This is a genomic window from Streptomyces sp. NPDC050759, from assembly GCF_044456945.1.
GTDB lineage: Bacteria > Actinomycetota > Actinomycetes > Streptomycetales > Streptomycetaceae > Streptomyces.
Genome location: NZ_JBITGI010000002.1, coordinates 552,943 through 567,197, shown reverse-complemented (window position 1 = coordinate 567,197; position 14,255 = coordinate 552,943). Strand labels below are relative to the sequence as shown.

The window sequence follows — 14,255 nt, the reverse complement described above, 5'->3', positions numbered from 1 at the left end:
GGCCGCGGGTACCCCATGACCGTCGCAGAATCTCGATCACATTGGCAATGGATTAATCCACTGGTGAATTGGACTAATCCATCACCGGGAGGTCACCGGGAAAGCACGGAGAAGACGAACGAGAACTCCGCCGGCTCGGCCCGCAGGTGGTACTGCGGCAGCGGGCCCGGACCGCAGGACGCCGTCCCGATGCCGTGATGGCCGTGGTCGAGGTTCACCCACACCGTGTCACCGGCCTTCAGATCCGTCAGATGCGCCGCCGCGTCCAGCTGCTCGGTCGTCCAGCGCCGGGCCGTGAAGGCGAACTCCGGGTCGCCCTCGATCCGCAGCCCGCCGAGCTCCACCCAGCGGACGTCGGCGCGGGCGCCGTTCTCCTGCGGGCGCAGATACGGCGTCTGCAGCTCGTCCACGCTCGCCTGCCAGCGCCCGACCATGGACGCCTTGCGGGTGTCCGGGTAGGCCTCGCCGGGGCCGCCGCCGAACCACTTCACCTGGTCGGCCTCGGGGAGTCCGAGCCGGACGCCGAGCCGGGGCAGCGGCTGGGTCCACTCGCCCTCGGGGCCCACGGACACCGTCAGGCGAAGCCGCGAGCCGTCCGAGGTCCAGCGGTACGCGACGGCGAGCCCCACCTCGCGGGCCGCGGGCGCCACCCGGGTCCGGACCGTCAGCGCGTCCTCGCCCAGCTCCACCGCGTCCAGCCGGTGCCGCATCCGGTGCAGGCCCAGGGTCCGCCACAGCGTGCTGTAGCGGATGCCGGAGTCCCACTCCGTGCCCTCGTCGTTGTCGGTCGTCGCCCGCCACACGTCCAGCCGCGGGGCCTCTACAGTGACGTCACCGATGGCCTTGAGCGCACCGGTACGGCCGTCGAAGGACGCCGGACCCAGGGTGATCAGCTTCTCGCCGCGCACCGGCCGGTCGGTGGGCGCGACGGAGGGCCGTACGGGCGCGGTCGCCGGGAACTGGCCCCATGCGACGACGTGGTCCTTCGGCGCCCAGGCCGTGTCGGACGCCAGCAGCGCCCGCACTGTCCACTGCGCCTCCGCGGCCTCGTGCGCGGGAGGCTCCGGCAGCTTCAGGTCCGCCGACTCGCCGGGTGCCAGCGCCGGCACCGAGAGCGTGCCGGCCTCGACCGTCTCGCCGTCCACCTGGTACGACCACTCGAAGGCGAGCCCGGACAGGTCGGCGAAGTCGTACGTGTTCGTGATGCGTACGGTGCCGTCGGCGCCGTCGATGCGGACCGGCTCGATGACCTTCTTGTACTCGATCAGACCGGGGGAGGGCGTGCGGTCCGGGAAGATCAGGCCGTCGCAGACGAAGTTGCCGTCGTGCAGCTCCTCGCCGAAGTCGCCGCCGTAGGCGTAACCGAGCTCGGCGTGCTTGACGCCGTGGTCGATCCACTCCCAGATGAAGCCGCCCTGGAGACGCTCGTACTTCTCGAAGAGCTCCTGGTAGTCGGCGAGGCCGCCGGGGCCGTTGCCCATGGCGTGGCCGTACTCGCACTGGATGAAGGGGAGTGCGCGGCGCTGGTGGGTGCCGCCGTCGAGCTCCTTGCCGATCTGCTCGACCTCGGCGTGGTTCGCGTACATCCGCGAATAGACGTCGGTGTCCCGGCAGTTCCAGTCGCCCTCGTAGTGCACCAGGCGCGAGGAGTCACGGCCGTGGATCCACTCGGCCATCGCGGTCAGGCCGCGGCCGGTGCCGGCCTCGTTGCCCAGCGACCAGAAGACGATCGAGGGGTGGTTCTTGTCGCGCTCGACCATGCGGGCCGCGCGGTCCAGGAGGGCCGGGGTCCAGCGGTCGTCGTCGACGGGGTTGTCCCGCCACTCCTGCTCGGTGAAACCGTGGGTCTCCAGGTCGCACTCGTCGATGACCCACAGGCCGTACTCGTCGCACAGGTCCAGGAAGGCCGGGTGCGGCGGGTAGTGCGAGGTGCGCACGGCGTTGATGTTGTGCCGCTTCATCAGCAGCACGTCCTCGCGCATGGTCTCCAGGTCGAGGGTGCGGCCCTTCTCGGGGTGCCACTCGTGCCGGTTGACGCCCTTGAACAGGACCGCCCTGCCGTTGACCTTGATCAGACCGTCCTCGAGGACGACCGTACGGAAGCCGATGCGCAGAGGGACCCGCTCGCCCTCGGTGACCAGCTCGCCGTCGTAGAGCCGGGGGCTCTCGGCGCTCCACGGTGCCACCAGGGTGGTGGCCGCCTCACCGGTGGCGACATCGATGTCGAGGGCGGGCACGAGCACCCGCCCGTCGACGTCGGAGTCGACACGCAGGGTGCCCTCGCCCGTGAGGTGGTCGTAGGAGGCGTGCACGAAGAAGTCCAGGACGGCGCCCGCCGGGCGGTGCAGCAGGGTCACCTCGCGGAAGATGCCCGGCAGCCACCACTGGTCCTGGTCCTCCAGGTAGGACCCGGCCGACCACTGGTGCACGCGGACCGCGAGGACGTTGCCCTTCGGCTTCAGCAGCTGGCCGACGGCGAACTCGTGCGCGAGGCGGGAGCCCTTGAACTCGCCGATGTCCGTGCCGTTGAGCCAGACCCGGGCGCAGGACTCGACACCGTCGAACCGGATGACGGCGCCACCGTCCGAGGGCCAGTCCTCGGGGAGGTCGAAGACGCGCAGGTGGTCACCGGTCGGGTTCTCCGTCGGAACGTGCGGCGGGTCCACCGGGAAGGGGTAGAGGTGGTTGGTGTAGATGGGCAGCCCGAAGGCCCCGTCTCCCTGGAGGACCCAGTGCCCGGGGACCGTGACCTCGGCCCAGCCGTCGGCGTCGTATCCCTCCTCGGCGAAGGAGTCGTCCTCGGCGTCGGCGGTCGCCGACAGCCGGAAGCGCCAGGCGCCGTCGAGGGGCAGGGCCTTCGCGTCGGAGGAGGCGTACCAGGCGCGGGGCGGGAGGGCCCCGCTGCCGGGTGAGACGTCCTCGACGTAGTCGAAAGCGCTGGTGGTGCGGAAAGACATCGGTCTCCAGGTACTGAGAGAGAGGCGTCAGCCCTTGATGCCGGTCTGCGCGATCCCCTGGACCAGCCAGCGCTGGAGGAAGAGGAACACGAACACCAGGGGCAGGATGGAAATGGCGGTGGCCATGAAGATCAGGTGGAAGTTGACGGTCTGGTTGGTCATGAAGGAGGACAGGGCGACCTGGACGGTCCAGGAGCTCGGGTCCTGGCCGATGACCAACGGCCACAGGAAGGCGTTCCAGCCGCTGATGAACGTGATCGTGGCCATCGCCGCGAAGAAGTTCAGCGAGTTGGGTACGACAATGCGCCAGTATGCGCCCCAGTAACCGAGCCCGTCCACGCGTGCCGCCTCCTCCAGCTCCTTCGGGAACCCGAGGAAGTACTGCCGGAACAGGAAGCAGGTGAAACCACTGAACAGGCCCGGGATGATCAGACCGCGGTAGGTGTCGATCCAGCCGAGGGACGAGACCAGCACGAAGCTCGGCACGAACGTCACGGCGGTGGGGACCATCAGGGTCGCGAGGACGACGTAGAAGACCTTGTTGGCGTGCTTGTAGGGGATACGGGCGAGGCCGTATCCGGCCAGGGAGCAGATCAGCAGGGTGCCGACGGTCATGGAGACGGCGATCACCGTCGAGTTCCACATGGACCGGGCGAAGTCGACCGTCGGGTCGTCGAACAGCTCGCTGATGTTGCCCCACTGGAAGGAGGGGAGCAGCTTCCAGTTCTCGCCGGTGATCTCCGGGTCCGTGGAGAGGGAGTTGCGGAGGATCAGGTAGAAGGGGAGCAGGAAGAGCAGGGCGGCGACACCGACGGCGAAGTACAGGCCCGTGTTGCCGAGGACGCCTCCGCGCTTCTTGCGGCGCTCCTTGCCCACCTGAGGTGCGGTGGTGGTCACTTGGAGTCCTCCCCCCTTCCGAAGCCCATGAACTTGCCCTGGAGGAGCGTGACGGCGCAGATCAGCAGGGTGAGGATGACGGCGCCCGCGCTGCCGGCGCCGTAGTCCTGGTTCTCGCCGAGGGCGGTCTTGTACAGGACCATGAGCGGTGTCTGACCCCAGGTCGCCTTGGTCGTGATGATGTTGAAGAACTCGTCGAACGCCTGGTAGGCGGCGACGAGCAGCAGCAGGATCACCGCAGTGGAGGTGGCGCGCAGCTGGGGCAGCGTGATGTACCGGAAGGTCTGCCAGCCGGGCTTTGCGCCGTCGATCGCGGCGGCCTCGTACAGCTCCGCCGGGATGTTCTGCAGCGCGGCCAGGAACAGGATCATGTAGAAGCCGGCCTGCAGCCACAGGCGTACGGTCACGATGACCAGCCAGTACCAGGGCGGGTTCGGGTCGGACAGGTAGGCGATGTTGTCGACGCCGAACCAGCCGAGCACCGTGTTCATGAGGCCGAAGCGGACACCGGTGAAGATGGACATCTTCCAGATCAGCGCGGCGGCGACATAGGACACGGCGGTCGGAAGGAAGAACACCGACCGGAAGAACGCCCGCATGAACCGCAGCCGGTGCACCAGCATCGCCAGGCCCAGGGACAGGGCCCAGGTGAGCGGCACGATGAGCGCGGCGAACACCGTGAACGTCACCAGGGAACCGGTGAAGTTGGAGTTCGTCAGCATGCTCTTGTAGTTGTCGAAGCCGATGAACTTGCTCGGCGTGACGGTGAAGCGCGCGTCGAAGAAGCTGAGCCAGATGCTCCAGACGATCGGCACGAAGACGAAGATCACCAGGCCGATGAGGAACGGCCCGGTGAAGAGCCAGAAGTTGAAGGTCGGGTTGCCCCGTAGGCCCCGCCGCGGCCGGGCCGGTGAGGCCTTGGCCGGGGCGGGCTGGGCGACCCCGCGCGTGGTGGTGGTCGACATGTCGTGGTTTCTCCGTCGACCTATCCGAAGAGCTTCTTGAGCTCGGCGTTGACCTTCTTCTCCGCGTCGGCGAGGGCGGCGTTCGGGTCGCCGTTCTTACGGACGCTGTTGGCGAACGCGTCGGTGAGAGCGGTGATCATCGCCTGGGTCCAGCCGATGTTGTCGAAGTGCCCGAACTCGTTGAAGAGCTTGACGCCCTCGGCCGGCAGACCCGACTTGAGCTTGGTGGCGGACTGGGCGATGGAGGTGCGCGGCGGGATGTGGAAGCCGTACGAGGTGGCCCAGTCCTCCTGGTACTCCTTCTGGTCGATCCACAGCCACTTGACGTATTCCTTGGCCGCGTCGACGTTCTTGCCCTTGGCGTTGACGAACATCGACCAGCCGCCGTTGTAGACCGACTGCTTGCCGTTGTCGCCGACCTTGGGGAAGGGGAAGACGCCGAGGTCGTCGCCGAGGGCCTTTTGCATGGCGGGCATCGCCCACATGCCGCAGAACTGGATGGCGCACAGGCCCTGGTTGATCGCGGACGGGTCCCAGTAGTCGGCCGGGGCGTCGAGGAGCAGGTTGCCGCTGGTGAACAGCTGGCGCAGCTGCTTCATGCCGGCGACGACCGCGTCCGTGTGGAAGGCGGGCTTGTTGTCGGCGGTGAGGGTGTCGGCACCGGCCGACCAGAGGAGCGGGTTGATGGCCGGGGTGAGGTCGTTGCCGAGGAAGACGCCCTTGACCTTGTTGGTGGTGAGCTTCTCCGCCGCCTCGAGCAGCTCGTCGAGGGTGGTCGGCACGTCGACCTTGGCCTTCTCCAGCATCGACTTGCGGTAGAAGAAGAACTGCGGGTCGTCGATCATGCGGACGCCGTATATCTTCCCGTCCACCGTGTGCGACTTGATGTCGGCCGGGTTGAAGTCGTCCTTGACCGGGTTGATGATGTCGCTCAGGTCCGCCACCTGGCCGCTCTTGACCATCTGGATCTGCGGGTGGAACTCGAAGACGTCGGGCGCGTTCTTGGTGAGCAGGGACGCGAAGAGCTTCGCCTCGAAGTTGTTGCCCGTGATCCAGTTGGTGGTCACGTTGGCGTCCTTGTACGCCTTCGCGTACCGCTTGATCGCCTGCTCGGTGCCTGCCTCGCCGTAGGCGTGGAAGAACTGGACGAGCGCGTCGCTCGATCCTCCGCTGCTCCGCCCGGTGTTCCCGCCGCACGCGGCCAGCCCGCCGGCGGCGGCCAGGCCCATCGCGGCCCGCAGAACGTTTCGACGGTCCCAGTTGCTGTTGCTCAATGCCGACATGCTGACGTCCTTGTCTCGAATACGGCTACGGCTCTGTGCCATGGCTCTGCGGCTCAGTGCCAGGTGGCTCAAATGGACCTGCGGTGCGGGACGTTAACCTTCGGCTAAGCCTTCGGCAAGGGGTTGGACGAAGTCTGCACGAAGCGTTGTGCGGCGTTCGGGATATCGGACGCCCAGGGGTTGCGGGCCGCCGCACCAGCGGCCCGCAACCCCCTTGCAGAGGTGAGGTGTTACTGCTTGAACCAGGTCTGGTTGGTCCCGCCGTTGCAGGTCCACAGGCCGACCTTGCTGCCCTCGGCCGTCGCCTGTCCGCCGACGTCCAGGCAGGTGCCCGACGCCTCGCTGACGACTTGGCCGTTGGAGTTCAGCAGCCATTGCTGGCTGCCGTCACGGGTCGTCTCCGGGCTCGTCGTGAGCCCCGAACTCCCCGCCGTCAGATAGCCGTTCACGCCCTTCAGACGGCCCTTCGCGTCGTACGACCACACCTGCTCGGGTCCGCCCGTGCAGCTGCTGATCGCCGCGCCCGAGGCGTTCGCGGTCAGGCACTTGCCGGACTGCTTGCCCTGGAGCGCGCCCGTGACCGCCGACGTGCCCTGGCCCTTCTGGTCGAGGACGTACGTCGTGATGGACCGGGCCGGCAGGTTCGCCGAGGCGGTGCCGCCCTTGACCGACGGCTTCGCGACGTTCGCCCAGCTCTCGGTCGCCGAGGTCCGCACGGCCTTGCTCGCACGCACCGGCGTCTTGCTGTTGAAGTGCAGGTTCACCGCGGTGTCGGCGGTGTTGTGGTTGTTGACCACCACGACCCACTTGCCGTGGTCGTCGTACGTCGACACCTCCACGCCGTCCGGTACGCCGGTCACGTTGTGGGCGACCGCTCCCGGCCGGACGAACTTGCTGTACTGGCCGAGCGCGTAGTAGCGCTTGGTGAAGTACAGGGTCTGGTTGCCGTTGGTGGCGTAGTCCGGGTCGTAGTAGATCAGGCCGTCGTTCCAGCCCTCGGCGTTCTTGGCGAGGGGGTCGGAGCCGATCTGCTCCGAGAGGGCGACCCACCACTGGAACGCCGAGTCGTGCGCGGTCGCGAAGTCCTTGTAGATGATCCGGGAGAGGTTCAGACCACCGTCGATCGTGGGGTCGTACTCCTGCGCCCAGCCCGTGCCGCCGTTGCCGAAGCAGCAGATCTCCGTGGACCAGGACTGCTTGCCGACCGACCTGGACGTCTCGTAGATCTTCGCCCGCTGGTCGTCGCCCGGGTTGTTGTACGTGTGGTGGGCGAGCTTGTCGACGTACTGGGCGGTGCCCGGCTGCGAGATCCACTGCGGGACCTCGGTGTTGAAGCTCACCGTGGAGCTGGACTCGTCCGCGATGATGCCGGTCTTCTGACCGCGGGCCTGCTGCTCGGCGCCCAACGCCCGCACGATGTCGTCGCGTTGGTCGACCGGCACCAGCATGCCTTCCTGGCCGCAGTCGCCGAAGCTGTTGGTGGGCTCGTTGAAGGGGCTGATGTAGTCGAACCGCACGCCCTGTTTCGCGAAGTGGTCGGTGACGTCGGCGACGTACTTCGCGTAGTCCTGCTCGTTCTCCGCCTTCAGATAACCGCCGCAGCTCAGGCCGTTGGTCTTCCACTGTGCGGGCGCGCTGTTGACGAAGGCGATCAGGTCCTTCACGCCGTACTGGGCGGCCGCGTACAGGAACGTACGGCCCGCCTTGTCCTTGCTCCAGTCGTACGACCCGTCGTCCTTCAGGAAGTCCTCGGGGGCGCGCGGCGCGTAGGTGACCCCGGTGCCGCCACCGCCGATGTTGTAGCGGTAACTGCTCAGTGCCAGGCCGTCCTTGGAGAACAGCAGCTTGGACACCCGGGCCTGGACCTTCGGGTCGAAGTTCTTCAGGTCGTTGACCCACCAGGCGCCCGAGGCGCCGATGTTGTCGATGGTCTGGGCGGCGTGCGGGGACACTTCGGCCACCGTGGGGGTGGCGGCCGACGCGGGCGGGGCGGATATCAGCGGTCCCGCGACAGCGAACGCGGCTGCGGCTGTCAACAGGGCCGATCTCTTGCGGTGGGGCTGAGACACGTGCATCCCTTCCGTCGTCATGAAGGTGGTGCGGTACGGCTCCTAGCGGGGGTCGTGCGTCTTCGTCCTTGCCGGGGTGGTGCGTTTCACAGACCTCTGCCCGCCCGACTGGAGCGCCCCTTCGAGCGCGAACGTCGCCGCGCCCAGACACGCCGGGTCGGTCGGGATCGGGGAGAGGACGATCTGGGTGGCGGCCATCGGCCGGGGCAGCGCGTGCCGGGCGACGGCCTCGCGCACCTCCGCGACCAGGGGCTCGCCGAGGGCGGCCGCGACCCAGCTGCTGAGCACGACCACCTCGGGGTTGAACAGGTTGACCAGGTGCGCGATGGAGGCGCCCAGATAACGGGCGGTGTGCCGGACGACCTCGACCGCCACCGGGTCCCGGTCGAGCATCCCCCGGGCCAGCGCGGCGATCGTCGCCGTCTGGTCGCCCGGGTGCAGCAGCTCGCTGTCGGGGCTCAGCTCCCGCAGGTTCAGCATGATGCCGGGCGCGCCCACGTACGTCTCCACGCAGCCGTGGTTGCCGCAGCGGCACAGGCGTCCGTCCAGGACGATCGTGTTGTGGCCCCACTCGCCGGCGCTGTTGGAGACACCGCGATGCAGTGCGCCGCCCAGGACGAGCCCGGCGCCCACGCCGGTCCCGAGGGTGACCACCACGGCGTTCCCGCTCCCGCGCGCCGCGCCGAACCACAGCTCTGCCACGGCCACGGCACGCAGCGGGTTGTCCAGGTAGAGCGGGTAGGCGATGTACTCGGAGAGCAGGTCGACCAGCGGCACGTCGTGCCAGTCCCAGTTCGGCGCGTACTCCGAGATGCCGGTGGCGCGGTCCACCTGCCCCGGCACGCTCACGCCGACGCCGAGCACCCGGGCGCCCTCGATGCCGGCCTGCGTGACCACCGAGCCGACGGCGGCGGCGACATGGCCGACCACCTGCTCGGGGAGGCTCTCGCCGGGGCGGACGTCCTCCTCGGCGCGGGCCAGCACGTTCAGCGCCAGGTCGAACAGCTCGACACGGACGTACGTCTCCGCGATGTCCACGCCGATCAACGCGCCCCCCGACGCGTTGACCGCCACGAGCCCGCGGGGGCGCCCGCCCGCCGACTCCTCGAACCCGACCTCCGTGATCATGTGGAGGTCGAGCAGCTCGCCCACGAGCGTGGCGACGGTGGCCAGGCTCAGCCCGGTGGCCGCCGCCAGTTCCTGCCGGGAGGTGGGCGACTCGGCGATGATCTGGCGCAACACCTCGTAGCGGTTCGCGGTGCGGATGTCACGTGATGTGCGCTTCACCGGGCCGACCCCCATCCCTTCGCTCATGCCGGGACGACAGTGGCACCGGCGCGGCGCAAGATTATGGGCTGCGGGGGACTTTGTACAAGGGGTTAGGAAAGGGGCTTTATAAAGTCAGTCGGCGAGTACGACCCGGACGAAGGCGTTGGCGAATTTTCCGTCGGGGTCCAGCTCACGCGCCAGCTTCCGGAAGTCGCCGAGCCTCGGGTAGCGCTCGCGCAGCAGGTCCACGGGCGTGGTGAAGACCTTTCCCCAGTGCGGCCGCGCGCCGAAGGGAGCCAGTGCCTCCTCCAGCCGGCGCACCACCGGCAGGACGGCCGCGGTGTCCTCGATCCAGGTGAAGTGCAGGGCCACGGTGTCCCGGCCGTAGGACGGGCTCAGCCACTGCTCGTCGGCGGCCACGGTCCGCACCTCGCAGATCTGGAGCACCCCGGCGACCGTGTCCCGGATGCCGTCCACCGCGTGCAGCGCCTCGACGGCATGCTCGCGCGGCAGCAGGTACTCCGACTGGAGCTCCGTTCCGCTGCTCGGCGTGAACTCGGCCCGGAAGTGCGGCAGTCGGTCCTGCCAGGGACCCGCCACGCCGAACTGCTCGGTGCAGTTGACCGCGGGCATCCCCGGCACCGGGTGCATCTTCTCGGTGGCGGGCGCGGCCCACGGGAAGTCGGCGAGAGGCTGGTCCGTCCGCCGCTTGACCCAGGCCTGCCGGAAGCCCGGCGCCCGCCAGTCGGTGAACAGGCTGACGCTGTACGCCGATGCCATGACCGTCCCGAAGGTCGCCGGGTCCAGTCCGGCGAGGGGGAGTTCGGTGAAGACGTACTGCTCCACGTCGAAGGTGGGAACGAGGTCCAGGGTGAGCGCGGTGACGACACCGAGGGCGCCCAGTGAGGTGACCGCCCCGCCGAAGCGCGGGTCGTCCCGGCCGACGGTCAGTACCGAGCCGTCCGCCGTGATCAGCTCCACCTCGCGCACGGCCGACGAGAGCGGACCGTTGCCGACGCCCGAGCCGTGGGTGCCGGTCGCGACCGAGCCGGCCACGGAAATGTGCGGCAGCGAAGCCATGTTGGGCAGCGCGAGGCCCTTGGTGTACACCGCACGGGCGAGTTCGGCGTAGCGGACGCCGCCCGAGACCCGTACCGTACGGGCCGCCGTGTCCACGTCGATCACCGGCGGCAGGTCGGCGATCGACAGCAGCACGCCCTCGGGGCCCGGCTCGGCGATCTCGTTGAAGGAGTGCCCGCTGCCCAGCACCCGCACGCTCGCGCTGTCCGCGACCAGGGCGGCGACCTCGTCGAGCGAGTGGGGCCGGTGCAGTTCCTTGGCGGAGTAGGTGATGTTCCCCGCCCAGTTGGTGATCGTCTCCGACATGTCCGTCGTTCCTCCAGGAAGTGTGTATGCGTTGACCCTCTCATTTGTCGGGGCCTACCGTAGAGAACGGTTTCTACAACGGTTTCCGCAACCTTCCGTAGGTCTGGAGGATCACCACCGTGCCCGAGCGACCCCAGGCGCTGTTCGCCATGACCGCCGAGAACGTGCCGCTCGTCTTCCCGCCCGAGGTGCTGGCACGGCTGCGGGAGTCCGTGGACATCGATCCCGGGCTGGTGGCCGAGGACCTCACCGACCCGGCGTTCGCGGACGTCCTGGCCCGCACCGAGATCCTCGTGACCGGCTGGGGCTGCCCCCGTCTGGACGCGGCCGTCCTCGACGCGGCCCCGAAGCTCCGGGCCGTCCTGCATTCGGCCGGCTCGGTCAAGAGCTTCGCGGGTCCCGAGATCTGGCGGCGCGGGATCGCCGTGTCCTCGGCGGCCGAGGCCAACGCGGTGCCCGTCGCCGAGTACACGCTCGCCGTGATCCTGCTCGCCGGCAAGGACGTCTTCGTGCGCCGGGAGCGGCTGCGCACCGAGCGGGCGTCCGACGGCTGGGGGATCGTGCCCGGCATCGGCAACCACGGGCGGCGGGTCGGCGTGATCGGGGCGTCCCGGATCGGGCGGAAGGTGATCGAGCTGCTGCGGCCGTTCGACCTCTCGGTGAGCCTGACCGACCCGTACGTCGACGAGAGCGCGGCCGCGGAGCTGGGCGTCCCGCTGCTGCCGCTGGACGACCTCCTGCGCACCTGCGAGATCGTGACCGTCCACGCCCCGGAGACCCCCGAGACCCGGCATCTCATCGGCGGCCGCGAGCTGGCCCTGATGCCGGACGGAGCGGTGCTGGTCAACACCGCGCGCGGGTCGCTCGTCGACACGGACGCCCTCGTCGCTGAACTGCGGTCGGGGCGCCTCTCGGCGGTCCTCGACGTCACCGACCCGGAGCCCCTGCCCGCCGACTCGCTGCTGTACGAACTCCCGGGCGCCTTCGTCACGCCGCACCTCGCGGGGTCGCAGGGCAACGAACTGGCGCGGCTGGGCCTGGCGGTCGTAGAGGAGGCGGAGCGGGTGGTGTCCGGGGCAGGGGTGGCGTTCCCGGTGGCGTTCGAAGGGCTGGAGCGCGGGGCCTGACGCGTCGGTAGCCTGCCTGGTCAGGGGCCCGGCCTGAGGCGTCAGTAACCTGCCTGGTCATGAGCCCCGAACCCGAACCCGAACCCGGCCCCGAACCGCATCCCCAGCGCCTCCCCGTGTCCCTTCCGCAGACCGAGCTCACCCGGCATCGCCGCCTGCGTGAGCAGGGCAGCCTGGAGCGGGCCGATCTGGAGGCGATCCTCGACGCGGGGTTCGTCTGCCATCTGGGTGTGGTGGTCGAGGGGCGGCCCCTGGTCGTGCCCACGGTGTACGGGTGGGACGAGCGGCAGCTGTATGTGCACGGCTCGGTGGCCGGCCGCAGCCTCGCGGGCGGTACGCCGGTCTGTGTCACCGTCACGCACGTCGACGGGCTGGTCCTCGCGCGGTCCGTCTTCGAGCACGGCGTCAACTACCGCAGCGCCATGATCCACGGCGAGGCCCGCAAGGTGACCGACCCGCAGGAGAAGCTGGCGGGCCTGCGTCTGCTGACCGACCACGCGGCGCCGGGGCAGTGGGCGTACGCCCGGCGGCCGAGCCGGAAGGAACTCGCGGCCACCACCCTGCTCGCCGTCTCCCTCGAGGAGGCTTCCGTCAAGGTCCGTACCGGTGCGCCCGACGACGGCGACGGTCCCGACGCCGAACTGGGGCTGTGGGCCGGTGTGCTTCCGCTCACCTCGACATGGGACGCGCCTGTTCCGGACCCGCTTCTGCCGCAGGAAACGCCCGTACCGACCCATATAGCTCGCCGCGAGGGGACCCGGCACGGGTGATGTCGGTGCGAGGGCATACCGTGAGGAGTCGGTCGTACGTCTGAGCCGGGAGGAGACACGGGATGGGCAGCCGTACCGCGCTGGTCGAGGATCTGATGGAGCGGTTTCCGCAGGTGCCGCGGGAAGCCGTCTTCAAAGAGGACCTGCTGCGAGGTGGCGTGGCCTTCGACCCGTCCGCCCTCAGCGACAACGAGTCGGGGGAGATGAAGCCGAAGTCGTACTTCATCTTCTCCTTCGACCACGGCACCCTGCCGGAACTCGGCGAGGCCGCGCTGCGGCGCCCGCCGGAGGAGATCATCCTCACCGGCGGGCCGTACGACCTCAGGCGGACCGTGGTGTCGGTGCGGGTGAACCCCGCCTCGCCCTACCGCGTGGCGGCCGACGACTCCGGCATGCTCGGGCTCTACCTCGACGGCAAGCGGATCGCCGACGTGGGTGTACCGCCGATGCCGGAGTACTACCGGCACAAACTCTCCAGCGGGAAGTCCGTGATGGAGGTCGCCCCGACCATCCAGTGGGGCTACCTGGTCTATCTGACCGTCTTCCGGGTGTGCCAGTACTTCGGCGCCAAGGAGGAGTGCCAGTACTGCGACATCAACCACAACTGGCGCCAGCACAAGGCGGCGGGGCGGCCGTACACGGGCGTCAAGGACGTGGACGAGGTCCTGGAGGCGCTCGAGATCATCGACCGGTACGACACCGCCAAGGTGTCCACGGCCTACACCCTCACCGGCGGCGCGATCACCTCGAAGCTCCAGGGCCGGGACGAGGCCGACTTCTACGGCATGTACGCGAAGGCCATCGAGGAGCACTTCCCGGGCCGCTGGATCGGCAAGGTCGTCGCGCAGGCGCTGCCGAAGGACGACGTGCAGCGCTTCAAGGACTACGGCGTGCAGATCTACCACCCCAACTACGAGGTGTGGGACGAGTACCTCTTCAAGATGTACTGCCCGGGCAAGGAGCGGTACGTCGGCCGGGACGAGTGGCACAAGCGGATCCTGGACTCGGCGGAGGTCTTCGGCGCGCGCAATGTGATCCCCAATTTCGTGGCGGGCGTGGAGATGGCCGAGCCGTTCGGCTTCAAGACGGTCGACGAGGCGATCGCGTCCACGACGGAGGGCCTGCGCTTCTTCATGTCGCACGGCATCACACCCCGCTTCACCACGTGGTGCCCTGAGCCCACGACCCCGCTCGGCAAGGCCAACCCGCAGGGCGCGCCGCTGGAGTACCACATCCGGCTGCTCCAGGCCTATCGGCAGACGATGGACGACTTCGGACTGTCCTCGCCTCCCGGCTACGGCCCGCCCGGACCGGGCCGTGCCGTCTTCTCCGTGAGCTCCTTCATGGACAGCCTTCCGGCCCAGGAGCCGGTCGAGGTGTGACTCCTCACCGCCGAAAAGTGTGGGCGCGGGCCGCGGAGACCTTCGGGATCCGCGGCCCGCTCTGATGTATCGAAGGATTTATCGACAAGGTGACCGGAGCGGCCGCTGCTTCGCACTTTTCGCGATGAGATGCACCCGGTATCGAGCTTT

Annotated in this window: 10 protein-coding genes; 3 read left to right on the top strand and 7 right to left on the bottom strand. The window is 68.9% G+C overall.

The genetic code is table 11. The annotated features are described in order from the left end of the window. Positions 1-92: 92 nt before the first annotated feature. From ACIBJB_RS08415 to ACIBJB_RS08385, 7 genes are all read right to left on the bottom strand, one after another. Positions 93-2,957, bottom strand: a complete 2,865-nt coding sequence (locus tag ACIBJB_RS08415; protein ID WP_398927825.1) for a glycoside hydrolase family 2 TIM barrel-domain containing protein — start codon at positions 2,955-2,957, stop codon at positions 93-95. Positions 2,958-2,984: 27 nt separating this feature from the next. Next, positions 2,985-3,854, bottom strand: a complete 870-nt coding sequence (locus tag ACIBJB_RS08410; protein ID WP_398927823.1) for a carbohydrate ABC transporter permease — start codon at positions 3,852-3,854, stop codon at positions 2,985-2,987. After that, positions 3,851-4,819: a carbohydrate ABC transporter permease gene (locus ACIBJB_RS08405; RefSeq protein WP_398927821.1), complete on the bottom strand. Its 969-nt coding sequence runs from the start codon at positions 4,817-4,819 to the stop codon at positions 3,851-3,853. The genes ACIBJB_RS08410 and ACIBJB_RS08405 overlap by 4 nt, the downstream gene beginning before the upstream one ends. Positions 4,820-4,839: 20 nt before the next feature. Further along, on the bottom strand, positions 4,840-6,102 hold the full coding sequence (locus ACIBJB_RS08400; protein WP_398927819.1) for an ABC transporter substrate-binding protein: 1,263 nt from the start codon (positions 6,100-6,102) through the stop codon (positions 4,840-4,842). A gap of 230 nt (positions 6,103-6,332) precedes the next feature. After that, on the bottom strand, positions 6,333-8,177 hold the full coding sequence (locus ACIBJB_RS08395; protein WP_398928427.1) for a glycoside hydrolase: 1,845 nt from the start codon (positions 8,175-8,177) through the stop codon (positions 6,333-6,335). 36 nt (positions 8,178-8,213) lie between these two features. Further along, positions 8,214-9,485, bottom strand: coding sequence for an ROK family transcriptional regulator (locus tag ACIBJB_RS08390; protein ID WP_398927817.1), 1,272 nt, complete (start codon positions 9,483-9,485; stop codon positions 8,214-8,216). 87 nt (positions 9,486-9,572) lie between these two features. After that, positions 9,573-10,826 (bottom strand): FAD-binding protein, encoded by a 1,254-nt coding sequence (locus ACIBJB_RS08385; protein ID WP_398927815.1) that lies wholly within the window; start codon positions 10,824-10,826, stop codon positions 9,573-9,575. Between the two features lie 119 nt (positions 10,827-10,945). On the opposite strand from ACIBJB_RS08385, the gene ACIBJB_RS08380 reads away from it, so the two are divergent. The 3 genes from ACIBJB_RS08380 to ACIBJB_RS08370 all read left to right on the top strand — a co-directional run bounded on the left by ACIBJB_RS08380 (position 10,946) and on the right by ACIBJB_RS08370 (position 14,105). Continuing rightward, positions 10,946-11,953 carry a hydroxyacid dehydrogenase gene (locus tag ACIBJB_RS08380; RefSeq protein WP_398927813.1) on the top strand — a complete coding sequence of 336 codons (1,008 nt, stop codon included), beginning with the start codon at positions 10,946-10,948 and terminating at the stop codon, positions 11,951-11,953. A gap of 59 nt (positions 11,954-12,012) precedes the next feature. Further along, positions 12,013-12,723, top strand: coding sequence for a pyridoxamine 5'-phosphate oxidase family protein (locus ACIBJB_RS08375; protein WP_398927811.1), 711 nt, complete (start codon positions 12,013-12,015; stop codon positions 12,721-12,723). 62 nt (positions 12,724-12,785) lie between these two features. Continuing rightward, positions 12,786-14,105: a radical SAM protein gene (locus tag ACIBJB_RS08370; RefSeq protein ID WP_398927809.1), complete on the top strand. Its 1,320-nt coding sequence runs from the start codon at positions 12,786-12,788 to the stop codon at positions 14,103-14,105. Positions 14,106-14,255: the final 150 nt, after the last annotated feature.

Coding starts and splice junctions, on each gene's coding strand:
- ACIBJB_RS08415 (WP_398927825.1), bottom strand. CDS start 2,957: ATGTCTTTCCGCACCACCAGCGCTTTCGACTACGTCGAGGACGTCTCA.
- ACIBJB_RS08405 (WP_398927821.1), bottom strand. CDS start 4,819: ATGTCGACCACCACCACGCGCGGGGTCGCCCAGCCCGCCCCGGCCAAG.
- ACIBJB_RS08400 (WP_398927819.1), bottom strand. CDS start 6,102: ATGTCGGCATTGAGCAACAGCAACTGGGACCGTCGAAACGTTCTGCGG.
- ACIBJB_RS08395 (WP_398928427.1), bottom strand. CDS start 8,177: ATGCACGTGTCTCAGCCCCACCGCAAGAGATCGGCCCTGTTGACAGCC.
- ACIBJB_RS08390 (WP_398927817.1), bottom strand. CDS start 9,485: ATGAGCGAAGGGATGGGGGTCGGCCCGGTGAAGCGCACATCACGTGAC.
- ACIBJB_RS08385 (WP_398927815.1), bottom strand. CDS start 10,826: ATGTCGGAGACGATCACCAACTGGGCGGGGAACATCACCTACTCCGCC.
- ACIBJB_RS08375 (WP_398927811.1), top strand. CDS start 12,013: ATGAGCCCCGAACCCGAACCCGAACCCGGCCCCGAACCGCATCCCCAG.
- ACIBJB_RS08370 (WP_398927809.1), top strand. CDS start 12,786: ATGGGCAGCCGTACCGCGCTGGTCGAGGATCTGATGGAGCGGTTTCCG.